A 24,658-nucleotide genomic window follows, 5' to 3' on the forward strand; every position below is an offset into this window, starting at 1 on the left:
GGTGCTGCAGGACTACTCGACGGCGGTCGCGCAGCCGACGCTGTCACCCGAGCCCGCCCGCTATGACGAGGTCGTGGCCCCCGACGGGACCCTGCGCCCCGCCTGGAAGGCGCTCGCCAGCTCGGCGATCGGGCTGACCCACGACGAGCTGCAGCGCATCAGTGGCGACATCGTCCGCTTCCTGAGCGACGACGGCGTGCGCTACTCGCGCCCGGGGGAGTCGCCCTCGTGGTGGCGCCTCGACCCGGTCCCGATCGTGGTCTCGGCCGCGGAGTGGGAGCCGCTCGAGGTCGGTCTCGCCCAGCGGGCCGAGGTGCTGAACGCGGTGCTCGTCGACCTCTACGGCCCGCAGACGCTCCTGTCGAGCGGGGTCGTCCCGCCCGAGGTCGTGCTCGGCCACTCCGGCTTCCTGCGGGTCCTGCGCGGGAGCAGTCGCGAGCCGCACCCGCTGCTGATCACCGCCACCGACGTCACCCGCACCGCCACGGGGGACTGGCAGGTCCTGGCCGACCGCACCGGGGCCCCGTCAGGCATCGGCTACGCCATGGAGAACCGGCGCGTCATCAGCAGGGTCGTGCCCGAGCTCTACCGCGGTGCCGCGCTCCACCGGGTCGCCCCGTTCTTCCAGGCCGTGCGCGCGGCCATGATCGACGCGGCACCCGGGGAGGCCAGCGATCCTCGCGTCGTCCTGCTGTCGCCGGGTCCGCAGTCGGAGACGGCCTACGACCAGTCCTTCGTCGCGTCCAGCCTGGGGTTCCCGCTCGTGGAGGGCAGCGACCTGGTGGTCCGCGACGGCATCGTCTGGATGCGGGCCTACGGGCGGCTCGAGCGGGTCGACGTCATCGTGCGCCGCGTCGACGCGGCCTTCAGCGATCCGCTCGAGCTGCGGGGCGACTCCCAGCTCGGGGTGCCCGGCCTGGTCGAGGCGGTCCGCCGCGGCTCCGTCACGGTGGTCAACGGACTCGGGGCCGGGGTCGTGGAGAACCTCGGGCTCGCGCCGTTCCTGGCCCGGGCCTGCGAGGTGCTGCTCGACGAGCCGCTGCGCCTGCCCACGATCCGCTCGTACTGGCTCGGCGACCCCGACGAGCTCGAGCTCGTACGGGCCCGAGCGGACGAGCTCACGATCCGCGCGATCGACCGGTCCCCGCTGCCGACCGACCTCGACCCTGAGCGGCTGCTCGCGCTCGTCGACGCCGAGCCGCACCGGTTCGTGGCCCAGGAGCGGCCGCACCACTCCCAGACCGTGTCGCTCGGCCCCGTCGGGGTGCGACCGGAGCCGGTCGTGATCCGCACGTTTTCGGTGCGGCACGGCTCGGCCTACCGCACCCTGCTCGGTGGTCTCGGATCGATCATGGAGACCGGTCGGGTGCCGCGGAGCAAGGACGTGTGGGTGCTCAAGGAGCGCGCCGACGAGCCCGACCAGCGCCTCCTCGAGGTCCTGCCCATGACCAACGTGCGGGCGCCGGCGGCGATGGTGCCCCGCGTGCTGGAGGACATGTACTGGTTCGGCCGGTACGCCGAGCGTGCGGAGGACACGCTGCGGCTGGTCATCGCCGCACACGGCCTGGCCCAGGACTTCCGCTACCGCCCGTGGTCCGCCGGCGGCCAGACGTTGCAGGTGCTGGTGCGCAAGCTGCACGACCTCAGCCCCGGCCCGGACGGCCCGCTCGACGGCGAGACGGTGGACGGCGCCGCCTACGACGACGAGCTGCGCTCGGTCCTGCTCGACCCGTTCCGACCGGGATCGGTGGCCCAGTCGATCGGCTCGCTGCGGGACGCGGCCCAGGCCGTGCGTGACCAGCTCTCGCCCGACGTCTGGCGGGTCTTCGGCGCGATCGACCGCGCGGCCGGGGTCCTGGCCGGCTCCCGCACGAGCCTGCAGGTCAACGACTCCGCCGGGCGCATGCTCACGGCGATCTCGGCGCTGCACGGTGTGACCGACTCGATGATGCGCGACGACGGGTGGCGCCTGATCGTCCTCGGTCGGGCCGTGGAACGGTGCCAGCAGGTCGTGCGTCTGATCGAGGGCACCGTCACGACCCGGCGCGGGATCGACGTCGATCGCGACGTCCTGACGTCCGTCCTGGGCGTCGCCGAGAGCGCCGTCACGCATCGTCGCCGCTACCGGGGGTACGTCCGGCCGGCCGGGGTCGTCGAGCTCCTGATGTTCGACGTCGACAACCCGCGATCGGTCGCGTTCAACCTCGATCGTGCCGCCGAGCTGCTCCGGGGGCTTCCGGCCTCGACCGGGTCCACGAGGCCGGAACGGCTGCTCGCCGACCTGCGCAGCGAGCTCGACGGCGTCGACCTCGCAGGTCTCGTCGTGATCGAGGGTGAGCGCCGGCCGTACCTCGAGCAGTCGTTGGGCTCGGTCCGCGCACTTCTCACTCGCTTCGCCGACGCGGTCGTCGAGGTCCACCTGACGTCCGCACCGACCCCGCGCTCGTTCGACCTGGTGGGCTCCCCGTGAGGTCCCGGTCATGAGGTACCAGGTCCGCCACACCACGACGTACACCTACGACGACGACGTCAGTGACAGCTACGGCATCGCGCACGTGACCCCGCGGGAGCTCCCGTGGCAGCGCGTGGGCGCCCACGAGGTCGTGGTGGATCCGGCCGCTCGCGACCTGCAGTCCACGGTCGACCACTTCGGGAACACCCGCACGTACTTCCAGGTCGACCAGCGCCACCAGGTGCTACGGGTCGAGGCGCGCTCCGAGGTGGAGGTGCACGCCGAGATCCGGGACGATCTCGCGGACGCCCAGGCGTGGGAGGTCTGCCGACCCCGGACCCGACCGGACGTGGCCGACGCGTGGTCGGCGCGCGAGCTGGCCCTCCGGTCCGACCTCGTGGCCCACACCGCGACGGCGCACGCCTACGCCGCGGAGTCACTCCTGCCGGGGCGGCCCGTCGCGGACGCGGCACTGGACCTCATGCACCGGATCCACTGCGACTTCGAGTACGAGCAGGGCGCCACGACCGTCACGAGCACGATCGACGACCTGTTCGAGGCGCGCGCTGGGGTGTGCCAAGACTTTGCGCACCTCACGCTGGCGTGCCTGCGTTCGCACGGTCTCGCCGCGCGCTACGTCAGCGGCTACCTCGCGACCGATCCTCCGCCCGGCCGCGACCGTGTGGTCGGCGCCGACGCCTCGCACGCCTGGGCCGCCGTCTGGGTGCCGGGCGGCCAGTGGCTCGCGATCGACCCCACCAACGACCAGCCGGCCGGGGAGCGCTACGTCACGACGGCGTGGGGGCGCGACTACGCGGACGTGCCGCCCGTGAAGGGCGTCATCTACAGCGACGCCTCGACCTCGCTGCTCGACGTCGAGGTCGACGTGGCGCCCGTGTGACCATCCGCCTTGGGGTCCTCTCCCCTCGCGGGGGTGGGCGCCGATCTGTCAGCATGTTCACCATGCAGGAGCCGGGCACGTCCGTCGCATCGAGGTACTGGATGTACCTCACGGCGCTCGCCGGGCTGGCCATCATCGTGCTGGGCCTGGTGCTCGGCCTGGTCGCCGGCATGGCGAGCCGGGGCGGCGACCGCGACGGCGCGGTGGAGCTGGCGCCCGGAGTGCCTGATCCGACCGAGGCGATCCTCGAGTGGGACCGGTCGTTCCGAGACGCGGACTGCGAGACCTTCCAGGAGAGGACCACCTCCGACTTCCGGGCTGAGTACGGGCAGGCGGAGGCCGACTACTCGACGTGCTCCGGTTTCCGCGACGGCCTCGAGGAGATCCAGGCCGGCAAGCCCCGCGACTTCTGGCGCACCTACCGGATCGAGGTCACCGACGTCTCGATCGACGGCTCGACGGCGCGGATCGAGACCGAGGAGACGTGGGAGTACCTCGAGCGGGGCGACGTCGAGCAGGCCTCGGACACGTACACCTACGACCTCGTCCTGGTCGACGGGGAGTGGCTCATCGACGACGCCAGCTTCCTGTACGACGGTGCCGAGACGCCGGTCTGACGACACCCTCGCTCGACGCGCGGACCGGACCCCGAGGCGCCACACTGGGGCGTGCGCAACTTCAGCTGTTCCACCTGTGACAACCGCCTCTACCTCGAGAACAGCGTCTGCGTCGTCTGCGGGTCGGCGCTCGGGTACTGGCGCGAGACCGCCGACATCGTCGTGGTCGACGATGAGGGCGTCTTCGCGGCCCCCGACGGCCTGGTGTGGCACGTCTGCCCCAACCTGAACCTCTCGGGCTGCACCTGGCTGACCCGGATCGAGGGGGAGCCTTGCGAGTCCTGCCAGCTCACCCGAACGCGCCCCGCGGACGACGACCCGGTCGGCCTGGCCCAGCTGCCCGTGGCGGAGTCGGCCAAGCGACACCTCCTGGTCGAGCTGACCCGTCTCGGGTTCGGCTGGGTCACCCGTGACGACGATCCCGAGCAGGGACTGTGCTTCGACATGCTGTCGAGCGTCGACGAGGACGTCGTGATCGGGCACGAGGACGGCATCATCACGATCGACCTGGCCGAGGGCGACGACGCGCACCGGGCCAAGGTGCAGGCCGAGCTCGCCGAGCCGTACCGCACGATGTTGGGACACCTGCGGCACGAGGTGGGTCACTACATGGAGGCCCAGCACGTGCGCGGCGACCTCATCGGCCAGGCCCGCGAGCTCTTCGGCAACGAGGAGATCTCCTACGCCGACGAGATCGAGCGCCACTACAACGAGGGACCGCCGGCCGACTGGGCGGAGAGCTACATCAGCACCTACGCCACGATGCACCCGTTCGAGGACTTCGCGGAGTCCTTCGCGCACACCTTGCACATCCAGGACGCCGTCGACACGGCTCGCTGGAACGGCCTGATCACGGTCGAGCCGGACGCGTTCAGCATCTTCAGCGACCTGGTGACAGGGGTCTGGGTGCCGCTCTCGAACGCGCTCAACCAGATCAACCGGAGCATGGGCTCCGACGACCTCTACCCGTTCGTGATCCCGCCGAAGGTGCTGGCCAAGCTCGACTTCATCGACTCGCTGCGCGTGCGCCCTGGCGTAGGCGGCTAGCGCCGGCTCGGGGCCCATCCCCGGTGGCTGAGGGACGAGCGAGCCTCGAAGCCTTGTCCACAGGTCCGCCAACGCCGATCCTGGCGTGTCGGTGCTGGCTCCTAGGTTCGACACATGGACCTGCGGATCACGGTGGAGGACCTCGTCGAGGCCTCTGCCGCGCGTGCGCGGGCCGAGGCCGTGGAGTGGGCAGCGATGATCGGATTCCGCGACGCGGAGCTCGCCCGGATCGTGCGTGTCGAGAGGCCCATGCAGCGGCTGGTCGAGACCGCCGGGATCGCCAAGGAGATCGCGCTGGCCATGGGCCTGTCGGAGGGGCAGGTGATCCAGCGACTCGCATCGGCCGAACGGCTGACCGAGCACGCTCCGCTCACCTGGATGTCCTTCATCTCCGGCGGCATCGATGCGGCCCGGGCGAAGGAGATCTCGCTGGCCCTCGGTCGACTCGAGCGGGCCGACTCCAAGACACGGCTGGACGAGACCGTCGTGCCCTACGCCGAGACCCACACCGTCGCCGAGGTCCGCGGCTGGTTGAAGCGCTTCGTGACCCGGGTCGAGGCCGACCTCGCGGTCGAGCGCGCCAACGCCGAGCGCGAGAAGCGGCACGTGGAGGTCACCCACCTCGACGACGGCATGGCGTGGCTCAGTGCCTACCTGCCGTCGCACCACGCTGCAGCGGTGGAGGCCCGACTGCGCCGCGAAGCCAAGGCCCTGGGTGCCGGCGACGACCGCAGCAAGGCCCAGCGCGAGGCCGACGCGCTGGTCGACCTCGTGGTGAGCGGCACCGCCGACACGACCTCGACCGAGCCGGGAATCCGGTCCGACATCGCGGTCACGATCGACGCGAAGGTCCTGACCAGCCTCACCGCAGGACACGCTGCGAGTGCCGACGGGTCGTGGTCAGTGCCTGCCGAGTGGGTCCTGGAGTCGGCGCTGGCCGGTGAGGCGTTCTGGCATCGGCTGCTCGTCGATCCGATCATCGGCGACACTCTCGCCCACCAGTACGTCGGCCGATTCGCCCCGACCTCCTTGCGAGGGCCATTGCCTTCCGTGACGGCACGTGCAGCGGCGCCGGGTGCTTGAGACCTGCCTCCGAATGCGATCTCGACCACGTCGAACCGTGGCCGGACGGCAGGACCGAGGGCTCGAACCTCGATCCGAAGTGTCGTCGTGAGCACGCCCTGAAGGGTCACGGTGTGCTCCAACGGATCCTGGCCCGGCACCATGCGCGCGGTCGTGGCAACCACCGGGTCAGGCACCGACCGCCGCCCGAACCCGATCGCTCCGAGCTCGAGCACGTGCTCGCGTGGCGGCTTGCCGACCGACTTCGGTGGTGACCCTCGACCGACGATTCGGCTCGCGCTGGTGCCGGGTGAGACAATCGTGGGATGACTGATCCGCAGGTGGAGCCCGCTCCCACGCGTGCGCTGCCGCTCGTGATCGCGCCGCCGCGTGGTCGCCAGAAGCCCCCGCGCCACCTCGCCGACCTCTCGGCCGAGGAGCGTGCCGCCGCGGCGGCCGAGCTCGGCGAGCCGGCGTTCCGCGTCAAGCAGGTCGCTCACCACTACTTCGGCCGCCTCGAGCGCGATCCGGCCAACATGACCGACCTCCCGGCCAAGAACCGTGACGCGATCGCCTCGGCGCTGCTGCCGAAGCTGCTCGACCCCGTCCGCACGATGGAGGCCGACCAGGGCACGACCCGCAAGACGCTGTGGCGCCTGTTCGACGGCGCGCTCGTCGAGTCGGTGCTGATGCGCTACCCCGAGCGCGCCACGATCTGCGTGTCCAGCCAGGCCGGCTGCGCCATGGCCTGCCCGTTCTGCGCCACCGGCCAGGGCGGACTCCAGCGCAACATGAGCACGGCCGAGATCATCGACCAGGTCGTCGACGGCGCTTCAGCGATGGCCAACGGGCTCGTTCCTGGCGGCCCCGGCCGCCTGTCCAACGTCGTGTTCATGGGCATGGGCGAGCCGATGGCCAACTACAAGGCCGTCATCGGCGCGATCCGCCGCATGGTGGCGCCGGCGCCCGATGGCCTCGGGATGTCGGCCCGCAACATCACGCTCAGCACCGTCGGTCTCGTGCCGCGCATCAAGCAGCTCACCGACGAGGGCATCCCGGTCACGCTGGCGGTGTCGCTGCACGCGCCGGACGACGAGCTGCGCGACGAGCTCGTGCCGATCAACACCCATTTCAAGGTCGCCGAGACCGTCGAGGCGGCGTGGGAGTACGCCAAGAAGAGCAAGCGCCGCGTCTCGATCGAGTACGCCATGATGCGCGACATCAACGACCAGGCCTGGCGCGCCGACCTGCTCGGTGACGTCCTCAACGCCTACGGCGACTGGAACTGGGTGCACGTCAACCTGATCCCGCTCAACCCCACCGACAGCGGACCCATGCTCAACGGCCAGGTCTTCACCCGCTCCCGCAGCGACGACATGCGCGAGTTCGTCCGTCGGCTCGAGGCCAAGGGCATCAGCACGACGATCCGCGACACCCGCGGCGACGAGATCAACGCGGCCTGCGGACAGCTCGCCGCCACGGAGTGACCCACCTCCGGTCCACTCCTCGGCCCGGATAGCGTGAGCGCATGCCGGATCCCGACACGAGCGTCCTCGACGCACGCCGAGACGGCGACGTCGCCGTCCTCACCCTGACCCGTCCCGATCGGCGCAACGCGCTGAACACCGACCTGTGCTTGGCGATCCACGGCGCCGTCGACGAGGCCGTCGACACGGGCGCCCGGGCGATCGTCGTCACCGGGGAGGGGTCGTCGTTCTGCTCGGGGGCCGATCTGGGCGGCGTCTACGGCAACGAGTTCCTCGACGCGCTGTACGGGATGCTGCACCACCTCGCCCACGTGCCCGTGCCCCTGGTGGCGGCGGTCAACGGCCCCGCGATCGGCGCCGGCACCCAGCTGGCGATGGCGTGCGACCTCCGCGTGGCCGACGCTACGGCGAAGTTCGCCGTTCCCACCGTTCGCAACGGGATGGCCGTGGACGCCTGGACCATCCGCACGCTCGCAGCACTCGCGGGCACGGGTCGCGCACGGCGCCTGATGATCGCGGGGGAGTCGCTCGACCGCGACGAGGCCCTGCACTGCGGGCTTGCCGATCGTGCCGGCACGCTGGACGACGCGCTGGCCTGGGCCGGCGACATCGCCCGCCTCGCGCCCCTGGCGATCGCGCACAACAAGCTCGTGCTGAACGGCTCGAGCGACGACGACGCCGCGATCGCGCAGAGCTTCCGTGACGTCTGGGCGTCGGAGGACGTCAAGGAGGCGGCTGCAGCCCGCCAGGACAAGCGCCAGCCGGTCTTCCGGGGCGTCTGATGCCGCGCACGTCGAGTCTGGCGTTCCTGACCCTCGACCACCACGTCGTGCACGGCCGCGCCGACGACGTCGCCCTGTCGGACTCCGAGGGCGACCTGACCTTCGCGCTGCTCCTGGACCAGGTCGCCTCGCTGGCCGGGGCGCTTCGCCTGCTGGGGCTCGCCGACGGCGACACCCTGCACGTCGAGGTGGCCGGGCGACCCCGTGCCATCGCCGTGCTGGCCGCCCTGCGGCTGCAGGTCGTTCCCGGCGCGGGTGGGGCCGCGCTCTCCGGCGACCCGCTCGTAGCGTCGGTCGGTGCCGAGGAGGTGCCGTGGGGCGCGCTGCGCGAGATCGGACGCACCGATCCGCTACCGGCCCCCGCGCGCGATCTCGACGGCGTCCACGCCTGGCGAGAGGCGCACCCGGACGTGATCGACGCACTGCTCGAGGGCCAGACCCTCCAGCTCTGACGTGCCCGACTCTGCGGAGACGACGAGGCCCGGCCACCCCGAAGGGTGACCGGGCCTTGTCAGCGTCGGACGATCAGTCGAGGTCGAACCGGTCGAGCTCCATGACCTTCGTCCAGGCGTCGACGAAGTCGACGACGAACTTCTCCTGCGCGTCCTCGCTGGCGTAGACCTCCGAGAGGGCCCGCAGCTGCGAGTTCGAACCGAAGATCAGGTCGACCGCCGTGGCCGTCCAGCGCACCTCGTCGGTGGCGACGTCACGGATCTCGTAGACGTTCTCGTCGGTCTGCGACGCCACCCAGCGGGTGCCGGGCGACAGCAGGTGGGCGAAGAAGTCGTTGCTCAGCACGCCCGGACGATCGGTGAACACGCCGTGCTGGGTGCCGCCGACGTTGGCGCCCAGGACACGCAGGCCTCCGACGAGCGCCGTCATCTCCGGCCCGGTCAGGTCGAGCATGTAGGCACGGTCGACCAGCAAGGTCTCCGGCTGGGTCTTCTCGCCCGGGCGGAGGTAGCTGCGGAACCCGTCGGCCCGCGGCTCCAGGACCCGGAACGAGTCGGTGTCGGTCTGCTCCTGCGTGGCGTCGGTGCGACCGGGCCGGAACGGCACGGTCACGTCGACACCGGCGTCGCGTGCGGCCTTCTCGACCGCGGCCGACCCGGCCAGCACGATCAGGTCGGCGATCGAGATCGTCGCACCGCCGGCCTCGTTGAACTCACGCTGGACCCCCTCGAGGGTCTCGAGCACCGTGGCGAGCTGCTCGGGCTGGCTGACCTCCCAGCTGCGCTGGGGCTCGAGGCGGATGCGGGCACCGTTGGCGCCGCCGCGCTTGTCGGTCGACCGGAAGGTCGCCGCCGAGGCCCACGCCGTGGAGACGAGCTGCGCGGTGGTGAGCCCGGAGGCCAGCACCGTCGCCTTCAGCGCCTCGACGTCGGCATCGCTGACCAGCTGACCCTCGGCCGCGGGCACGGGGTCCTGCCACAGCTGCGCCTCGGGGACCCAGGGGCCGAGGAAGCGCTCGACGGGTCCCATGTCGCGATGCAGGAGCTTGTACCAAGCCTTCGCGAAGGCCTTCGCGAAGTCGTTGGGGTTCTCCAGGAAATGGCGCGAGATCTTGTCGTACTCGGGATCGACGCGCAGGGCCAGGTCGCTCGTGAGCATCGTGGGCTTGCGCTTGGGGGAGTCGGGCGTGGGGCCGGGGACGATGTCGTCGGCGTCCTTGGCGACCCACTGGTACGCCCCGGCGGGGCTCTTGGTGAGCTCCCACTCGTACTTGTAGAGGAAGGTGAAGTAGTCGTTGCTCCAGCGCGTCGGCGTGGAGGTCCACGTGACCTCGAGACCCGAGGTGATCGCGTCGGCGCCCTTGCCGGAGCCGAACGAGCTGCGCCAGCCGAGGCCCTGCTCCTCCAGCGGGGCGCCCTCGGGCTCCGGGCCGACCAGGTCGGCGTCACCGGCGCCGTGGGTCTTGCCGAAGGTGTGGCCGCCGGCGATCAGGGCGACGGTCTCCTCGTCGTTCATGGCCATGCGGGCGAACGTGTCGCGGATGTCGCGAGCGGACGCCAGCGGGTCAGGGTTGCCGTTGGGGCCCTCGGGGTTGACGTAGATCAGGCCCATCTGGACCGCGCCGAGGACCTCGCCGAGCTCGCGCTCGCCGGAGTAGCGCTCGTCACCGAGCCAGGTGTCCTCCGGACCCCAGAAGATCTCCTCGGGCTCCCAGACGTCCTCGCGGCCGAAGCCGAAGCCGAACGTGGCGAAGCCCATGTCCTCGAGGGCGACCGTGCCGGCGTAGACGAGCAGATCGGCCCACGAGATCTTCTGACCGTGCTTCTGCTTCACCGGCCACAGCAGGCGGCGCGCCTTGTCGAGGTTGGCGTTGTCGGGCCAGCTGTTCAGCGGGGCGAATCGCTGCCCGCCGTCGCCCGCGCCGCCGCGGCCGTCGTAGATCCGGTACGTGCCGGCGGCGTGCCAGCTCAGGCGGATGAAGAGGCCGCCGTAGTGACCGAAGTCGGCCGGCCACCAGTCCTGCGAGGTGTTGAGCACCTCGACGACGTCGCGACGCAGCTCGGCGAGGTCGAGCTTCTGGAACTCGGTGGCGTACGAGAAGTCGGCCCCGAGCGGATTGCCCTTCGAGGAGTGGGCGTGCAGCACCGAGAGGTCGAGGTTGTTCGGCCACCAGTCCTGGTTCGTGTGCGGACGACCGTTCTTGGGTGTCGGCGCGTCGATCGCGGGGTTCTCGCTCTCGCTGCCGTCGGAGGTCGCAGCGTCGTGCATGACGGGGCAGCCCTCCTCGGCCTTCCGGTCAACGCCCTGAGGGCTCTCGGGACGGGGGTCCTGGGGGTCGCTCATCTGCTTCCTTCCGTGGATGCGGTGATGGGAGTGGTGCTCTGGTCGGCCGCGCACGCGGGGCAAGTGCCCCAGTACACGACCTCCGCCTCCTCGACCACGAAGCCGTGATCGTCGGAGGCGGTCAGACAAGGGGAGTGGCCGACGGCGCAGTCGACGTCGGCGATCGCGCCGCACACGCGGCAGACCACGTGGTGGTGGTTGTCGCCGACGCGGGCCTCGTAACGGGCGGTGGCTCCGGCCGGCTGGATGCGGCGCACCAGGCCGGCCTGGGTGAGGGCTCGCAGCACGTCGTAGACGGCTTGGTGCGAGACGTTCGCCTGGTCGCGCCGGACGGCGCGGATGACGGTGTCGGTGTCGGCGTGCGGGTGCTGGTGGACGGCCTCGAGGACGGCGACCCGCGGCTGCGTGACCCGCAGTGACGCCCCGCGCAGGAGCGCCGCGGTGTCGGTCGACGTCATGGCGACGATGGTACCGGTGAGATCTGGATCAGTTCAAGATCAGCGATCTTCGGCGTGGCGTCTAGGCCGGAGCGTGATCGATGCCGGCCATCGCTGCCAGGGAGTCCCAGACCTGCCGCTCCAGCCGCGGGTCGGCCTTCGTCCACGGCAGGTAGGTGGTCGAGCGGGCGCGGCGGTCGCACCAGAACAGTCCCGTCGAGCTCGCGGCCTCCGGTGCTGCCGTGAGCCACACCAGGGTGTCGGCCCCCGAGCGGGCGTCACGCAGGATCGGTCGCATGACCCTGTTGAACCCCGCCATGCTCTCGGCGACGCCCTCCGTCGACGCCCAGCCCGGGTGCATGCTGTGCACCACGACGCCGTCGTCGGCCAGCCGCGTGGCGAGCCGTTCCGCGAGCAGGACCTGCAGGCGCTTGGTGCGCGCGTAGGCGCGGATGCCGCGGTAGGTGCCCTCGCGGTGCTGGAGGTCGTGCGCCCAGCTGTCGAGGAGGGGGGCCGAGTACATCCCGCCCGACGACATGACCAGCACGCGGGAGCCGTCCGCTGCGGCCAGCGCGGGCCGCAGGAGCTCGGTCAGCAGCAGGGGCCCGACGACATGGGTGGCCAGCGTGAGCTCGATGCCCTGGGGCGACTCCGAGCGCGTCTCGGGCATGACGCCCGCGTTGTGGATCAGGGCATGGATCTCGGGCACCGTCTCCAGCGTCCGCGCCGCATAGGCCCGCACGGCCTCGAGGTCGCTCACGTCACAGGTCTCGGGGACGACGTCGGCGTTCGGCACGGAGACGCGGATCCCGGCGGCGGCCTCGTCGAGTCGGGACTGGTCACGACCCAGCAGGTGCACCGAGGCGCCGAGCCGGGCCAGATCGGCCGCCGCGGCCAGACCGATGCCGCGGCTCGCTCCCGTGACCAGGACGTGCTTGCCGGCCAGGGCGCCTGCCGGCGGGTCGGCGGGCCACCAGCGCCGACGCAGGGCAGGTCCGATCGAGGAGTACCCGGCCAGGACGACCTTGTCGAGAGCGGTGTCGAGCGCGTCGGTCACGGGGCGGGGAAGGCTCATGCCTCCACGCTAGACGGTCCGAGCCAGACGGTCTGGGCCAGACGGTCCGGGTGCACGGTCTGGGTGCACGGACTGGGCTAGAGCAATCCGGCGTCGTGGACCCGGATGGCGACCTGGACCCGGTTCGTGACGTCGAGCTTGGTGAAGATGTGCGCGATGTGGGCCTTGACCGTCGCCAGGCTGAGGTAGAGGTGCTCGGCGATCTCGGCGTTGGACGAGCCTCGGCCGACCTCGATCGCGACCTCCAGCTCACGTCCGGTCAGCCCGCCGATCAATGCTCGCGCGTCGTCGACCGCCGAGGTGGGGGCCGCGTCGGTCACCTGACGGATGAGCCCGGCGGTGATCGTCGGCGACAGCATCGGCTCGCCGGCGACGACGCGGCCGATCGCGTCGACGATCGCCGCCGGAGCGGTGTCCTTGAGGAGGAATCCGTGGGCCCCGGCCGCGAGTGCGCGCACGACGTAGTCGTCCGCGTCGAACGTCGTGAGCACGATGACCTGGGGTGGGTCCGGGAGCGCGAGCACCTGCGCGGTCGCCTCGATGCCGTCGAGCACCGGCATGCGGATGTCCATCAGCACGAGATCGATGCCGCCGCGGCGCACGAGCTCGACCGCCTCGCGGCCGTCGCCCGCCTCCCCGACCACCGAGATCGACTCGGACCCGCCGAGGATCAGGGCCAGACCGGCGCGCACGAGGGCGTCGTCGTCGACCAGCAGCACGCGCACTCCGCCCGTCCCCGTCCCCGTCATGCCGGCCACGGTAGCCAGGCGGAGAGGACGAAGTCGCGATCCGAGGTGATCTCGCGCTCGAGCCGTCCGCCGGCCAGCTCGACCCGCTCCCGCAGGCCGATCAGGCCGAGTCCCGACGGTGGCATCGCGTGCACGGGGCGGCCGAGGGGGAGCTTGTTGCGGACCACGACCTCGAGCCCGTCGCCCGGACACCCGGTGACGTCGATGCTGACCGCCGTGTGCGTCGCGTGCTTGCGCACGTTGGTGAGCCCCTCCTGGACGATGCGATAGGCCGTGCGACCGGTCGTGGGTGGCACCGCGGCGGCGTCGACCGCCACCGACGAGCTGACCCGCAGGCCGGTGACACGGGCCTCGGTGATCAGAGCGTCGAGGTCGGTCGCGTCAGGCTGCGGCCGCTCCGGTGCAGCGCCTCCCGGCTCCTCGCGGAGCAGGCCGAGCACCTCCCGCAGCTCGACAAGGGCCTGCCGGGCGTTCTCCTGGATGACCCCGGCCGTCGCCCGCATCTGGGCGGCGGTCAGGTCCTCCCGGTAGGTCAGGGCCCCGGCGTGCATCGTGACGGTGGAGATGCGGTGGGCCAGCACGTCGTGCATCTCGTGCGCGATCCGGGTCCGTTCGCTCGTGCGGGCCTGTGCGACCCGGGCGGCCTGCTCGCGCTCGGCGTTCTCGGCGCGCTCGCGCAGCGTGCCGAGGAGCTCGCGCCGGGACCCGACGTACATGCCCCACGCGACGATGATCCCCAGGACCGCCACGAGCGCCGGTCCGGTGACGATGAAGTCCTCCTCCTGGGAGCCAGGCGCGCTGCGCAGGCTCACCAGGCCAGCGGCCAGGCCGACGATCGCTGCCGGCACGATCTCCCGCCAGCGGCGGCGGGTCGCGAGGGAGAACAGGGCGAGGGTGGCCGGCCCCCCGGCGGAGAACGACGCGAACGTGACGGCGTTGGTGACGACGGCGACCGTGAACGGGTACCGGCGGCGCCACAGGACCAGCACCAGGCAGGCCAGGCCGACACCGAGATCGGCCCAGAACCACGCGCGCAGGTGCTGCCACTGCCAGATCGCCGCCTCGGTCCAGGCCACCGCGCTGAGCGCGAGGACCAAGAGGAGGCGCCACGCCTGCCCCCAGCGCGAGATCGGCAGCGGGGCGAACTCCGGCTGACCGGCCCGTGCAGGGATCGTGCTCACGCCGTCAGCCTAGGTGAGCCGCACGGACGAGCAGACCGGCCGAGAGGCTCGGAGCCGGTCATACTTTCGGCGATCCAGCGGGGGACCCTGGACGGATGTGTCAGATCGGGTCGGCGCGACAGGATGGGGTCATGATCAAGGTCGAACACCTCTCGAAGACGTACGGCGCCTTCCGCGCCGTGGACGACGTCTCCTTCACCTGCCAGCCCGGCACGGTGACGGGATTCCTCGGACCCAACGGCGCCGGCAAGTCCACCACGATGCGGATCATGGCCGGCCTCACCATCCCCGACTCCGGATCGGCGACGATCGGCGGAGTCGACTACCGCCACATCCCGAATCCGGGCACCCAGGTGGGCGTCCTGCTCGACGCCTCGGCCCAGCATGCCGGTCGCACCGGCCGCGAGATCCTGACGCTGAGTGCGTTGACGATGGGCCTGCCGAAGTCCCGGGTCGACGAGATGCTGGCCCTCGTCAGCCTCTCGCCCGCCGAGGCGAAGCGGCGGGTCAAGAACTACTCGCTGGGGATGCGCCAGCGACTCGGCATCGCCAACGCCCTGCTCGGCGACCCGAAGATCCTGATCCTCGACGAGCCGGCCAACGGCCTCGACCCGGCGGGCATCCACTGGATGCGCAGCCTCCTGCGGGCCTACGCCAACCAGGGCGGCACCGTGCTTCTCTCGTCGCACCTGCTGCACGAGATCGAGATCATCGCCGACGAGCTCATCGTGATCGGCAACGGCAGGATCGTCGCCCAGGGCACGAAGGCCGAGCTCCTCCAGGGCGCCGGGGCCTATGTGCAGGCCGCCGACAACGCGGCGCTCTCCGCCGCGCTCGCCCAGGCCGGGTTCACGGCCGGTGCCAAGGGTGACGGACTCTCGGTCGACGCCGAGCCCGCCCAGATCGGTCAGGTCGCCGCAGCTGCGGGCCTGGCCCTCGTCGAGCTGCGCGGCGCCGACGGCGCCGGGCTCGAGGACATGTTCCTGCAGCTGACCGCCACCACCCAGCGCGAGGGTGTCGTCACCACCGGAGGTGTCGCATGAGCGCCGCAACCCCCACCGCTTCCGTCACGATCCAGACCCAGCGTCCCGGGGTGCCGTTCAGCCGGCTGGTCCTCGTCGAGCTGCGCAAGATGTTCAACACCCGCTCGGGTTTCTGGCTCGTCGCGAGCAGCCTGATCATCTCGGTGGTCGCGGCGATCGCGGTCATCGCGTTCGTCCCGGACTCGGAGCTCTCGTTCGGCATCTTCGGTGCCGCGTTCGGCACTCCGCTGTCGCTGTTCCTGCCGATCATCGCGGCCCTCGCGGTGACGTCGGAGTGGAGCCAGCGGTCGGGGCTGGTGACCTTCAGCCTGGTGCCGCAGCGCGGCGCCGTGATCGGGGCGAAGGCTGCGGCCGCCGTCATCGTGGCCGTGGTCGCGATCGTGTTCGCGTTCGTGGTCGGGGCCATCGGCAACGTCCTCGGCGCCGCGATCAACGGCATCGACCCGGTGTGGAACCTCGACGTCCTGGACATCGTCTACCTGTTCATCGGCAACATCTTCGGCCTGCTGATCGGTTTCATGTTCGGCGTGCTGCTGCGGAACTCCGCTGCGGCGGTCGTCGGCTACCTGGTCTACTCCTTCGTCCTGCCGACGATCTTCGGCATCCTGGCGGCGCTGCAGGAGTGGTTCAACGACATCCAGCCCTGGATCGACTTCACCGACGCCCAGACGCCGTTGTTCAGCGGCGGTGGCCTCAGCGGCGAGGAGCTGGCGCAGCTCGGCACGTCCAGCCTGATCTGGTTCTGGGTCCCGCTGGCGTTCGGCGTCTGGTCGGTCCTGAGGGCCGAGGTGAAGTAGCCCCCGCGCTGCAGGCGTCGTGTCCTCGCGACGCCTGACACCCACTTCGTCACCGAATCGGGGGAATCGGTCGACGTGAGCCAGAATGGCGGCATGCGCAAGCGTGTCGCCATTCTTGGCTCGACCGGGTCCATCGGGACCCAGGCCCTCGACGTCGTCGAGGCCGCGCCCGACCGCTTCGACGTCGTGGCCCTCGCGGCAGGTGGTGGACGGCCCGAGCTGATCGCCCAGCAGGCCATCGCCCACGAGGTCGAGGTCGTGGCGGTGGCCCTCGCCACGGCGGCGCAGGACGTCCAGCTCGCCCTCTACGCCGAGGCGCAGCGCCGCGGCTGGGAGCAGGGCGACCACCGCATCCCGCGCCTGCTCGCGGGCAAGGATGCCGCCGCTGAGGTGGCCCGCATGCCGTGCGACGTCGTGCTCAACGGCATGACCGGCGCGGTGGGTCTCGCGCCGACCCTGGCGGCGCTGGCCGCCGGCACCACGGTCGCCCTCGCCAACAAGGAGTCGCTCATCGTGGGCGGCGAGCTCGTCACGTCGGCGGCGCGACCCGGCCAGCTCGTGCCGGTCGACTCCGAGCACTCGGCCCTGGCGCAGGCGCTGAAGGGCGAGGACCCGGCCGACGTGCGTCGCCTCCTGGTGACCGCGAGCGGCGGACCGTTCCGGGGGCGCACGCGCGCCGAGCTCGCCGACGTCACGCCGGAGCAGGCGATGGCGCACCCCACGTGGGACATGGGCCCCGTGATCACGATCAACTCCTCGACCCTCGTCAACAAGGGCCTCGAGGTGATCGAGGCACATCTGCTCTTCGGCGTCGACTACGACCGGATCGACGTCGTCGTGCACCCCGGTTCGGTCGTCCACAGCATGGTCGAGTTCGTCGACGGGTCCACGATGCTCCAGGCGTCACCGCCCGACATGCGACTGCCGATCGCGCTCGGTCTGGCGTGGCCGAACCGGGTGCCGGACGCTGCGAGCGGTTGCGACTGGACCGCACCGGTCGCGTGGCAGTTCGAGCCGCTCGACGACGTCGCGTTCCCGGCCGTCGAGGTCGCCCGCCGCGCCGGACGCTTCGGCCGCACGGCCCCGGCGGTCTTCAACGCGGCGAACGAGGAGTGCGTCGACGCCTTCGTGGCGGGTCGTTTGGACTTCCTCGGCATCGTGGACACGGTGGCAGCGGTCCTCGAGGAGCATCTCGGTGACCCGAGCACCGCCGACGCAGACCTCACGCTCGAGGCCGTGCTCTCCGCTGACGCGTGGGCTCGGGATCGGGCCCGCCACAGGATCGAGACCGCATGACTGCCGTGATCTACGCCCTCGGCGTCATCGCCTTCCTCCTCGGGGTGGCGATCTCGATCGCCCTCCACGAGTGCGGGCACATGTTCCCCGCGAAGAAGTTCGGGGTGAAGGTCACCCAGTTCTTCGTGGGCTTCGGCTCCACGGTCTGGTCGACCAGACGGGGCGAGACCGAGTACGGGTTGAAGGCGATCCCGCTCGGTGGCTACGTCAAGCTCGTCGGCATGCTGCCGCCGGGTCCCGGCGACGACCCCCACGCGGTGCGCTCGACCAACACGGGCCTGTTCACCCAGCTCGTCACCGACGCGCGCCAGGCCGAGTACGAGACCATCACGACGGCTGACGAGCCCCGGCTGTTCTACAAGCTCCCGTGGTGGAAGAAGGTCATCGTGATGGCCGGCGGGCCGGTGGTCAACATCGTCATCGCGGCGTTCCTGTTCGCGATCGTCATCATGGGGTTCGGCGTCGAGCAGCCCACCACCACCGTCGCCTCCGTCTCCGACTGCGCCATCAGCGACGCCGAGGCCGGCCGAGCCTGCACCCCCGAGGACCCGCCGACCCCGGCCAGCGAGATCGGGCTGCTCCCGGACGACGAGATCACCGCCTTCGGCGGGACCGAGGTCGAGACCTGGGAGCAGCTCACGACGCTCATCCGCGCCAACGGCGCCGAGACCTCGACGATCACGTACGTGCGCGACGGCGTCCGCTCGACGGTCCCGGTCACGACCTCCGTGCTCGAGCGGCTCGCCGTCGACGATCCCGACCGGGTCGAGGACGTCGGGTTCCTGGGTGTCGCGCCGGAGTTCACCTACCAGCGCGAAGGGCCGCTGTACGTCGGCGAGGTCATGTGGGAGACCACCAAGCGCACCGCCGAAGCCATCGCTCACCTGCCGTCACGCATGGTCGACGTCGTCAAGGCGGCGTTCGGCCAGGAGCGCAAGGACGACAGCCCGATCAGCGTCGTGGGCGCGAGCCGGGTCGCCGGCGAGCTCGTGACGGTCGACGAGCCCACGTGGGCCGAGCGTGCGCAGCGCGTCCTGACCCTCCTCGCGAGCCTCAACCTGTTCCTGGCGCTGTTCAACTTCGTGCCGCTGCTGCCGCTGGACGGCGGGCACATCGCCGGCGCCGTCTGGGAGGGCGTCCGGTCGCGCGCGGCGCGGCTGCGCGGACGCCCCGACCCGGGGCCGGTCGACGTCGCCAGGATGCTGCCGGTCGCGTACGTCGTGGGCATCGTGCTGATCGTCATGAGCGTGATCCTGATCTACGCCGACATCGTCAACCCGGTCCGCGTGACCTGAGGTCCGACCTGAGGTACCGAGCGCTAGATTCATAGGCATGGACATCGATCTGGGCATGCCCGAAGCACCTCCGCCGGTGCTCGCGCCGCGGCGCGTCTCGCGCAAGATCAAGGTCGGCACGGTCGACGTGGGCGGGGACGCTCCCGTCTCCGTGCAGTCGATGACCACGACGCTGACCTCCGACGTCAACAGCACCCTGCAGCAGATCGCCGAGCTCACGGCCGCGGGCTGCGACATCGTGCGCGTCGCCTGCCCGAGCCAGGACGACGCCGACGCCCTGGAGCCCATCGCCCGCAAGTCGCAGATCCCGGTCATCGCCGACATCCACTTCCAGCCCAAGTACGTCTTCGCGGCGATCGACGCCGGGTGTGCCGCCGTCCGCGTCAACCCGGGCAACATCCGCAAGTTCGACGACCAGGTCGGCGCGATCGCCAAGGCGGCCAAGGACGCCGGCACCTCGTTGCGCATCGGCGTCAACGCCGGCTCGCTCGACAAGCGTCTGCTCGAGAAGTACGGCAAGGCCACGCCGGAGGCGCTCGTCGAGTCCGCCGTCTGGGAGGCGTCCCTGTTCGAGGAGCACGACTTCCACGACTTCAAGATCTCGGTCAAGCACAACGACCCGGTCATCATGGCGCAGGCCTACGAGATGCTCGCCGAGCGCGGCGACTGGCCCCTGCACCTCGGTGTCACCGAGGCCGGTCCGGCCTTCCAGGGAACGATCAAGAGCGCTACGGCGTTCGGCTACCTGCTCGGCAAGGGCATCGGCGACACGATCCGGGTCTCGCTCTCGGCCCCGCCGGTCGAGGAGGTCAAGGTCGGCATCCAGATCCTGCAGTCACTCAACCTGCGGCCCCGCAAGCTCGAGATCGTCTCGTGCCCCTCGTGCGGACGCGCCCAGGTCGACGTCTACACGCTGGCCGAGCAGGTCACGGCCGGTCTCGAGGGCATGGAGGTCCCGCTGCGCGTGGCCGTCATGGGGTGCGTCGTCAACGGCCCGGGCGAGGCGCGCGAGGCCGACCTCGGGGTGGCGTCCGGCAACGGCAAGGGTCAGATCTTCGTCAAGGGCGAGGTCATCAAGACCGTGCCGGAGAGCAAGATCGTCGAGACCCTGATCGAGGAGGCCATGCGCATCGCCGAGGAGATGGAGCCCGTCGAGGGTGGCGCGGCCGAGGTGTCCGTCACCAGCTGACCCTCCACGTCCTACGCTGTCCCCAGTCGGTCGAAGGGAGCGTGTCGTGCTCGGCACCCGTACGGAGGTTCGTGCGTTGACGCCCGTCGACCTGGCGGAGTTCCGCCGCGTGGTCGACGCCGATCCCGACGTCAACGTCTTCCTGCGTCACCGAGGTGACCTGACCCGACTCGAACCACGATGGCTGGGCGGGCAGGTGCTCGGCTTCTTCGTCGACGGTCACCTGGCGTCGGTGTGCCACTGCGGTGCCAACGTCGTGCCGGGGGAGACCAGCCCGGAGGCCATCGACGCGTTCGCGGAGGTCCTGGCCCTGAGCTCGGTGCGCCCGGCCTCGATCGCCGGCCCCCGTGAGGCGGTGATCCAGCTGTGGGACGCCCTCGAGCCGCTGTGGGGACCCGCCCGCTCGGTGCGTCCCGACCAGCCGTTCCTCCTGATTGACCACGCGCCCTCGATCGCGCCGGACCTGCGGGTGCGGCACGTCCTCGTCGACGAGGTCGACCTGCTCTACCCGGCCTGCGTCCAGATGTTCACCGAGGAGGTCGGGGTCGACCCCGAGGCGACGCACGGCAGCCTCTACCGGGCCCGCGTCGCGCAGCTCATCGCGCAGGGATGGTCGTTCGCGATCATCGAGGACGGTGCGGTCCTCTTCAAGGCCGAGATCGGTGCCCTGGCCCCGGGCACGTGCCAGCTGCAGGGCGTCTGGGTCGCTCCGGAGCTGCGGGGCACGGGGCTGGCGGCACCTGCGGTGGCCGGTGTCGTCAACCTCGTGCGCGACCAGCTCGCCTCGACCGTGAGCCTGTACGTCAACCGGCACAACGAGCGGGCGCACCGCACCTACCTGCGCGCCGGATTTCGCCAGCACGACACCTTCGCCACGGTTCTGCTGTGACGTCGTAGAGTCCGCCCATGCCCCGTGACATCAAGTTCCTGACCGTCCTGCTCGCCGGTGCGGGGATCCTGCACTTCGTGAAGCCCGAGCCCTTCGAGCGGATCGTGCCGAAGCAGCTGCCGTACAAGAAGGAGCTCGTGTACGCCTCGGGCGTCGTCGAGGTCGGATCGGCGATCCTGCTCGCGCGCCCGCAGACGCGGCACTGGGGTGGCCGGCTCGCCGCCCTCCTGCTGATCGGGGTGTTCCCGGCCAACGTGCAGATGACGGCCGACGTCCTGCAGAGCCGCAAGGCGCCGACGTGGTTCAAGGCCGGCACCGTGGCGCGACTCCCGCTCCAGCTCCCGCTGCTCCGGATCGCGCGCAAGGCGGCCCGCACGCCCCAGTGAGGCGGTTCAGTAGGGTCGCCGTATGCGCATGACCCAGCTGTTCGTCCGCACGCTCCGCGACGCCCCGGCCGATGCCGAGGTCCCGAGCCACCGTCTGCTGGTGCGCGCCGGGTACGTGCGGCGATCGGCCCCCGGCATCTACTCGTGGCTGCCGCTCGGCCTGGCCGTGCTGGGCAAGGTCGAGAAGATCGTGCGCGAGGAGATGAACGCGATCGGCGCGCAAGAGGTGCGGTTCCCGGCGCTGCTGCCGCGTGAGCCCTACGAGGCCACGAACCGCTGGACGGAGTACGGGCCGAACCTGTTCCGCCTCCAGGACCGTCGCGGCACCGACATGCTGCTCGGCCCCACCCACGAGGAGATGTTCACCCTCCTGGTCAAGGACCTCTACGCCTCGTACAAGGACCTGCCCGTCACGCTCTACCAGATCCAGACGAAGTACCGCGACGAGGCGCGTCCCCGCGCCGGCATCCTGCGCGGACGCGAGTTCGTCATGAAGGACTCCTACTCCTTCGACGTCACCGACGAGGGCCTCGAGGTCAGCTACCGCAACCACCGTGACGCCTACATCCGCATCTTCGACCGGCTCGGCCTGGAGTACGCGATCGTGCACGCCGACTCGGGGGCCATGGGCGGCTCAGCCAGCGAGGAGTTCCTCGCGGTGCTGCCGGTGGGCGAGGACTCCTTCGTGCGCTCGCCGGGCGGCTACGCCGCCAACGTCGAGGCCGTCACGACGGTGGTGCCGCCGGCCCGCCCACTCGAGGGACTGCCGGAGGCGCGCGTCGAGGACACGCCCGGCACCCCCACGATCGACACGCTCGTGGCGCACCTGAACGAGGCGTTCCCGCGCGAGGAAGGTCCGTGGACCGCCGCCGACACGCTCAAGAACGTGCTGGTGCTGCTGCGTCACCCCGACGGCACCACGGAGCCGCTGGCCATCGGCCTCCCCGGCGACCGGGAGGTCGACGCCAAGCGACTCGAGACACAGGTCTCGCCGGCGGAGGTGGAGCCGTTCGACGAGGCCCAGTTCGCGAAGCATCCCGGTCTCGTGAAGGGGTACATCGGTCCGGGTTCGCTCGGCACGGCCAGCGGCACGGGGATCCGCTACCTCCTGGATCCCCGGGTGGTCCCGGGCACGCGATGGGTCACCGGCGCCAACGCGCCGGGTCGGCACGTCATCGACCTGGTGGCGGGGCGCGACTTCACGGCCGACGGCACGATCGAGGCAGCGGAGGTCCGCGCCGGCGACCCGGCGCCCGACGGCTCCGGTCCGCTGGAGCTGGCCCGCGGGATGGAGATGGGCCACATCTTCCAGCTGGGCCGCAAGTTCGCCGAGGCGCTCGGCCTGCAGGTGCAGGGCGAGGACGGCAAGCTGGCCACCGTCACGATGGGTTCCTACGGCGTCGGTGTGTCCCGAGCCGTGGCAGCGGTCGTCGAGAGCTCGCACGACGACCTCGGCATCATCTGGCCGAAGGAGCTCGCGCCCTACGACGTGCACGTCGTGCTCGCCGGCAAGGACGAGGCCACGGCCGCCGGCGCCGAGCAGGTGGTCGCCGACCTGGAGTCGGCCGGGGTCGAGGTGCTGTTCGACGACCGCCCGAAGGTCTCGCCCGGGGTGAAGTTCAAGGACGCCGAGCTGCTGGGCATGCCCACGATCGTGGTCGTGGGTCGCGGCTACGTCGACGGACTCGTCGAGGTCAAGGACCGCGCCACCGGCGAGCGGCGCGACGTCGCCGTCGATGACCTCGTGGCCGAGCTGACGCGCTGAGGCTCAGCCGTCCAGGCCGGGGAACGCGACGGGGGAGCCGCCCCAGGAGATGCGGGCCGCCTCGGCGGTCGTGAGGGCGTCGATCGCGTCGGTGCGGCTCGTCCCCGTCGTGGAGCCGATGACGGCGCTCCACGCGGCGGCGATCCGGCCCTCGACGTCCTGGGCCCGGAGCCGGGCCGCCGCCGCGTCGGCGACGGTGGCCGGGGCGTAGGCGCCCTGCGGGGGGACGGACTCGTCGACCACGGCCAGGAGTCGGTCACGCTGCCTGCGGTGGGCGCTGAAGGCCGCCTGGGCGGGCTCGCGGAGCGTCTCGACGGCGCCGCCGATGAGTCCGTACGTCCAGACCGCCTCGTGCTCCAGCGACAGGACCTGCGCCAGGTCACTCATGACACGACCCCCGAGCCCATCAGGGTCAGGCTGGCCGCGATCGAGCCGAGCGTGCGCGCCAGGTCGGGAGACACGGCGTCCCCGGCCTGGTCGCGGCGAGTGCTCGCGGCCTCCGTGAGCACCGCCCGGGCGACCGCGAGGTCCGCCGCGGCGTCGATGCTGACGGTGGGGGATCCCCCCAGGGCCTCGAGCTGCTCGGCCAGCAGCGTCGTGAGGGTGGGGGACAGGGTGCCGACCGTGGCGACCAGCCGCGCCTGGTCCTTGGCGGCCTCGGCGAGCAGCGCGGTGTCGCCCTCGGCGGGACGCGGCACGGGATCGATGCCGATCTCGCGCGCGACGTCGTCGAGCCGGCCGGCCGCGGCCACCCCTCCGACCGCCGCGGCGCCTGCCACCGCGACACCTCCGAGGAGCAGGGTTCGTCGCCGGGTCACGGTGGCAGGCTAGCCGACCCGACCCGGGTAGGGTGGCGCTGACACCTGCACGCGGGTGCCGACAATCGAACCCCACAATCGAACCCGGCACCGGCGTCGACCCACCCCCCTTTTTCTGGGCGAGGAGACGAGATGGACGACCGGATCGCCGGCGTCGTGCGCGACATCGTGGGCGCGCACGGCCTCGACCTCGACGACCTGACCCTCGGTGGCGGCCAGCGCCGACTCCTGCGCATCGTCGTCGATGCCGAGGGCGGCGTCGACCTCGACGCCCTCGGACCGCTGACCCGCGAGATCTCCGCGGCGATCGACGAGGACCCCGCCGCGTCGCGGGCCGTCGGCGACGGCGCCTTCACGCTCGAGGTCACCTCGCGCGGCACCGACCGCCCTCTGACCCTTCCGCGGCACTGGCAGCGCAACCAGGGCCGCCTGGTCTCGGTGACGCCGATCGACGGCGACCGCTTCGCCGGCCGTGTCGTCAGCGCCGACGACGACGCGGCGACGCTCACCGTGGCCAAGGTCGACCGCCGGGTGCCCTACTCCGAGATCCGCACCGCCGTGGTGCAGGTCGAGCTGAACCGAAAGGACGCCTGA

The 24,658-nt window shown here is 71.3% G+C and carries 24 protein-coding genes; 17 read left to right on the forward strand and 7 right to left on the reverse strand.

Features of this window, described 5'->3' with window-relative positions; genetic code table 11:
• Position 1 precedes the first annotated feature (1 nt).
• The 8 genes from V6S66_RS06850 to V6S66_RS06885 all read left to right on the forward strand — a co-directional run bounded on the left by V6S66_RS06850 (position 2) and on the right by V6S66_RS06885 (position 8,800).
• Positions 2 to 2,470 carry a circularly permuted type 2 ATP-grasp protein gene (locus tag V6S66_RS06850; protein ID WP_334205996.1) on the forward strand — a complete coding sequence of 823 codons (2,469 nt, stop codon included), beginning with the start codon at positions 2 to 4 and terminating at the stop codon, positions 2,468 to 2,470.
• 10 nt (positions 2,471 to 2,480) lie between these two features.
• On the forward strand, positions 2,481 to 3,353 hold the full coding sequence (locus tag V6S66_RS06855) for a transglutaminase family protein (protein ID WP_334205997.1): 873 nt from the start codon (positions 2,481 to 2,483) through the stop codon (positions 3,351 to 3,353).
• Positions 3,354 to 3,406: 53 nt separating this feature from the next.
• Positions 3,407 to 3,970, forward strand: a complete 564-nt coding sequence (locus V6S66_RS06860) for a hypothetical protein (protein ID WP_334205998.1) — start codon at positions 3,407 to 3,409, stop codon at positions 3,968 to 3,970.
• A gap of 51 nt (positions 3,971 to 4,021) precedes the next feature.
• The gene (locus tag V6S66_RS06865) at positions 4,022 to 5,017 is read left to right on the forward strand and encodes a zinc-binding metallopeptidase family protein (RefSeq protein ID WP_334205999.1); all 996 of its coding nucleotides are present in this window, start codon (positions 4,022 to 4,024) and stop codon (positions 5,015 to 5,017) included.
• A 114-nt stretch (positions 5,018 to 5,131) separates the two neighbouring features.
• A complete protein-coding gene (locus tag V6S66_RS06870; protein ID WP_334206000.1) occupies positions 5,132 to 6,100 on the forward strand; it encodes a DUF222 domain-containing protein in 969 nt (322 codons plus the stop codon).
• Between the two features lie 305 nt (positions 6,101 to 6,405).
• Positions 6,406 to 7,566: a 23S rRNA (adenine(2503)-C(2))-methyltransferase RlmN gene (rlmN, locus tag V6S66_RS06875; RefSeq protein WP_334206001.1), complete on the forward strand. Its 1,161-nt coding sequence runs from the start codon at positions 6,406 to 6,408 to the stop codon at positions 7,564 to 7,566.
• Positions 7,567 to 7,607: 41 nt separating this feature from the next.
• A complete protein-coding gene (locus tag V6S66_RS06880; RefSeq protein WP_334206002.1) occupies positions 7,608 to 8,348 on the forward strand; it encodes an enoyl-CoA hydratase in 741 nt (246 codons plus the stop codon).
• Complete coding sequence (locus V6S66_RS06885) at positions 8,348 to 8,800, forward strand: hypothetical protein (protein WP_334206003.1); 453 nt, start codon at positions 8,348 to 8,350, stop codon at positions 8,798 to 8,800. Before V6S66_RS06880 ends, V6S66_RS06885 begins: the two co-directional genes overlap by 1 nt.
• A 73-nt stretch (positions 8,801 to 8,873) precedes the next feature.
• On the opposite strand, the gene katG is transcribed toward V6S66_RS06885, so the two are convergent.
• The 5 genes from katG to V6S66_RS06910 form a co-directional block, all read right to left on the reverse strand.
• Positions 8,874 to 11,144, reverse strand: coding sequence for a catalase/peroxidase HPI (gene katG, locus V6S66_RS06890; RefSeq protein ID WP_334206004.1), 2,271 nt, complete (start codon positions 11,142 to 11,144; stop codon positions 8,874 to 8,876).
• The gene (locus V6S66_RS06895) at positions 11,141 to 11,602 is read right to left on the reverse strand and encodes a Fur family transcriptional regulator (protein ID WP_334206005.1); all 462 of its coding nucleotides are present in this window, start codon (positions 11,600 to 11,602) and stop codon (positions 11,141 to 11,143) included. The genes katG and V6S66_RS06895 overlap by 4 nt, the downstream gene beginning before the upstream one ends.
• Positions 11,603 to 11,663: 61 nt before the next feature.
• A complete protein-coding gene (locus V6S66_RS06900; RefSeq protein ID WP_334206006.1) occupies positions 11,664 to 12,656 on the reverse strand; it encodes an SDR family NAD(P)-dependent oxidoreductase in 993 nt (330 codons plus the stop codon).
• 77 nt (positions 12,657 to 12,733) lie between these two features.
• Positions 12,734 to 13,405: a response regulator transcription factor gene (locus tag V6S66_RS06905; protein ID WP_334206007.1), complete on the reverse strand. Its 672-nt coding sequence runs from the start codon at positions 13,403 to 13,405 to the stop codon at positions 12,734 to 12,736.
• Positions 13,402 to 14,586 (reverse strand): sensor histidine kinase, encoded by a 1,185-nt coding sequence (locus V6S66_RS06910; protein ID WP_334206008.1) that lies wholly within the window; start codon positions 14,584 to 14,586, stop codon positions 13,402 to 13,404. The genes V6S66_RS06905 and V6S66_RS06910 overlap by 4 nt, the downstream gene beginning before the upstream one ends.
• Before the next feature lie 131 nt (positions 14,587 to 14,717).
• Here V6S66_RS06910 and V6S66_RS06915 point away from each other — a divergent pair, with 131 nt between their 5' ends.
• From V6S66_RS06915 to V6S66_RS06950, 8 genes are all read left to right on the forward strand, one after another.
• Positions 14,718 to 15,629 (forward strand): ABC transporter ATP-binding protein, encoded by a 912-nt coding sequence (locus tag V6S66_RS06915; protein WP_334206009.1) that lies wholly within the window; start codon positions 14,718 to 14,720, stop codon positions 15,627 to 15,629.
• Positions 15,626 to 16,426, forward strand: coding sequence for an ABC transporter permease (locus V6S66_RS06920; protein WP_334206010.1), 801 nt, complete (start codon positions 15,626 to 15,628; stop codon positions 16,424 to 16,426). Before V6S66_RS06915 ends, V6S66_RS06920 begins: the two co-directional genes overlap by 4 nt.
• A 93-nt stretch (positions 16,427 to 16,519) precedes the next feature.
• A complete protein-coding gene (gene dxr / locus V6S66_RS06925; protein ID WP_334206011.1) occupies positions 16,520 to 17,722 on the forward strand; it encodes a 1-deoxy-D-xylulose-5-phosphate reductoisomerase in 1,203 nt (400 codons plus the stop codon).
• The gene (locus V6S66_RS06930; RefSeq protein ID WP_334206012.1) at positions 17,719 to 19,017 is read left to right on the forward strand and encodes a M50 family metallopeptidase; all 1,299 of its coding nucleotides are present in this window, start codon (positions 17,719 to 17,721) and stop codon (positions 19,015 to 19,017) included. The genes dxr and V6S66_RS06930 overlap by 4 nt, the downstream gene beginning before the upstream one ends.
• 37 nt (positions 19,018 to 19,054) lie before the next feature.
• Positions 19,055 to 20,206: a flavodoxin-dependent (E)-4-hydroxy-3-methylbut-2-enyl-diphosphate synthase gene (gene ispG / locus V6S66_RS06935; RefSeq protein WP_334206013.1), complete on the forward strand. Its 1,152-nt coding sequence runs from the start codon at positions 19,055 to 19,057 to the stop codon at positions 20,204 to 20,206.
• Between the two features lie 46 nt (positions 20,207 to 20,252).
• On the forward strand, positions 20,253 to 21,095 hold the full coding sequence (locus V6S66_RS06940) for a GNAT family N-acetyltransferase (RefSeq protein WP_334206014.1): 843 nt from the start codon (positions 20,253 to 20,255) through the stop codon (positions 21,093 to 21,095).
• 17 nt (positions 21,096 to 21,112) lie between these two features.
• A complete protein-coding gene (locus tag V6S66_RS06945) occupies positions 21,113 to 21,481 on the forward strand; it encodes a DoxX family protein (RefSeq protein WP_334206015.1) in 369 nt (122 codons plus the stop codon).
• Between the two features lie 28 nt (positions 21,482 to 21,509).
• Positions 21,510 to 23,246, forward strand: coding sequence for a proline--tRNA ligase (locus tag V6S66_RS06950; RefSeq protein WP_334207237.1), 1,737 nt, complete (start codon positions 21,510 to 21,512; stop codon positions 23,244 to 23,246).
• Positions 23,247 to 23,249: 3 nt separating this feature from the next.
• Here V6S66_RS06950 and V6S66_RS06955 read toward each other — a convergent pair whose 3' ends face one another.
• Together V6S66_RS06955 and V6S66_RS06960 are read right to left on the reverse strand one after the other, a co-directional pair.
• Positions 23,250 to 23,633, reverse strand: coding sequence for a DUF4439 domain-containing protein (locus V6S66_RS06955; protein ID WP_334206016.1), 384 nt, complete (start codon positions 23,631 to 23,633; stop codon positions 23,250 to 23,252).
• Entirely contained in the window at positions 23,630 to 24,064 is a 435-nt protein-coding gene (locus tag V6S66_RS06960) for a hypothetical protein (protein ID WP_334206017.1), read from the reverse strand. The genes V6S66_RS06955 and V6S66_RS06960 overlap by 4 nt, the downstream gene beginning before the upstream one ends.
• A gap of 132 nt (positions 24,065 to 24,196) precedes the next feature.
• Here V6S66_RS06960 and rimP point away from each other — a divergent pair, with 132 nt between their 5' ends.
• Positions 24,197 to 24,658, forward strand: a complete 462-nt coding sequence (gene rimP / locus V6S66_RS06965) for a ribosome maturation factor RimP (RefSeq protein ID WP_334206018.1) — start codon at positions 24,197 to 24,199, stop codon at positions 24,656 to 24,658.

It is taken from the genome of Aeromicrobium sp. Sec7.5, assembly GCF_036867135.1.
In the GTDB taxonomy this organism is placed as follows: domain Bacteria; phylum Actinomycetota; class Actinomycetes; order Propionibacteriales; family Nocardioidaceae; genus Aeromicrobium.

Bases quoted from the DNA above. Each gene is read 5' to 3' on its own strand.
- V6S66_RS06855 (WP_334205997.1), top strand. From the start codon at position 2,481: ATGAGGTACCAGGTCCGCCACACCACGACGTACACCTACGACGACGAC.
- V6S66_RS06860 (WP_334205998.1), top strand. From the start codon at position 3,407: ATGTTCACCATGCAGGAGCCGGGCACGTCCGTCGCATCGAGGTACTGG.
- V6S66_RS06870 (WP_334206000.1), top strand. From the start codon at position 5,132: ATGGACCTGCGGATCACGGTGGAGGACCTCGTCGAGGCCTCTGCCGCG.
- rlmN (WP_334206001.1), top strand. From the start codon at position 6,406: ATGACTGATCCGCAGGTGGAGCCCGCTCCCACGCGTGCGCTGCCGCTC.
- V6S66_RS06880 (WP_334206002.1), top strand. From the start codon at position 7,608: ATGCCGGATCCCGACACGAGCGTCCTCGACGCACGCCGAGACGGCGAC.
- V6S66_RS06885 (WP_334206003.1), top strand. From the start codon at position 8,348: ATGCCGCGCACGTCGAGTCTGGCGTTCCTGACCCTCGACCACCACGTC.
- katG (WP_334206004.1), bottom strand. From the start codon at position 11,144: ATGAGCGACCCCCAGGACCCCCGTCCCGAGAGCCCTCAGGGCGTTGAC.
- V6S66_RS06895 (WP_334206005.1), bottom strand. From the start codon at position 11,602: ATGACGTCGACCGACACCGCGGCGCTCCTGCGCGGGGCGTCACTGCGG.
- V6S66_RS06900 (WP_334206006.1), bottom strand. From the start codon at position 12,656: ATGAGCCTTCCCCGCCCCGTGACCGACGCGCTCGACACCGCTCTCGAC.
- V6S66_RS06905 (WP_334206007.1), bottom strand. From the start codon at position 13,405: ATGACGGGGACGGGGACGGGCGGAGTGCGCGTGCTGCTGGTCGACGAC.
- V6S66_RS06915 (WP_334206009.1), top strand. From the start codon at position 14,718: ATGATCAAGGTCGAACACCTCTCGAAGACGTACGGCGCCTTCCGCGCC.
- V6S66_RS06920 (WP_334206010.1), top strand. From the start codon at position 15,626: ATGAGCGCCGCAACCCCCACCGCTTCCGTCACGATCCAGACCCAGCGT.
- dxr (WP_334206011.1), top strand. From the start codon at position 16,520: ATGCGCAAGCGTGTCGCCATTCTTGGCTCGACCGGGTCCATCGGGACC.
- V6S66_RS06930 (WP_334206012.1), top strand. From the start codon at position 17,719: ATGACTGCCGTGATCTACGCCCTCGGCGTCATCGCCTTCCTCCTCGGG.
- ispG (WP_334206013.1), top strand. From the start codon at position 19,055: ATGGACATCGATCTGGGCATGCCCGAAGCACCTCCGCCGGTGCTCGCG.
- V6S66_RS06945 (WP_334206015.1), top strand. From the start codon at position 21,113: ATGCCCCGTGACATCAAGTTCCTGACCGTCCTGCTCGCCGGTGCGGGG.
- V6S66_RS06950 (WP_334207237.1), top strand. From the start codon at position 21,510: ATGACCCAGCTGTTCGTCCGCACGCTCCGCGACGCCCCGGCCGATGCC.
- V6S66_RS06955 (WP_334206016.1), bottom strand. From the start codon at position 23,633: ATGAGTGACCTGGCGCAGGTCCTGTCGCTGGAGCACGAGGCGGTCTGG.
- rimP (WP_334206018.1), top strand. From the start codon at position 24,197: ATGGACGACCGGATCGCCGGCGTCGTGCGCGACATCGTGGGCGCGCAC.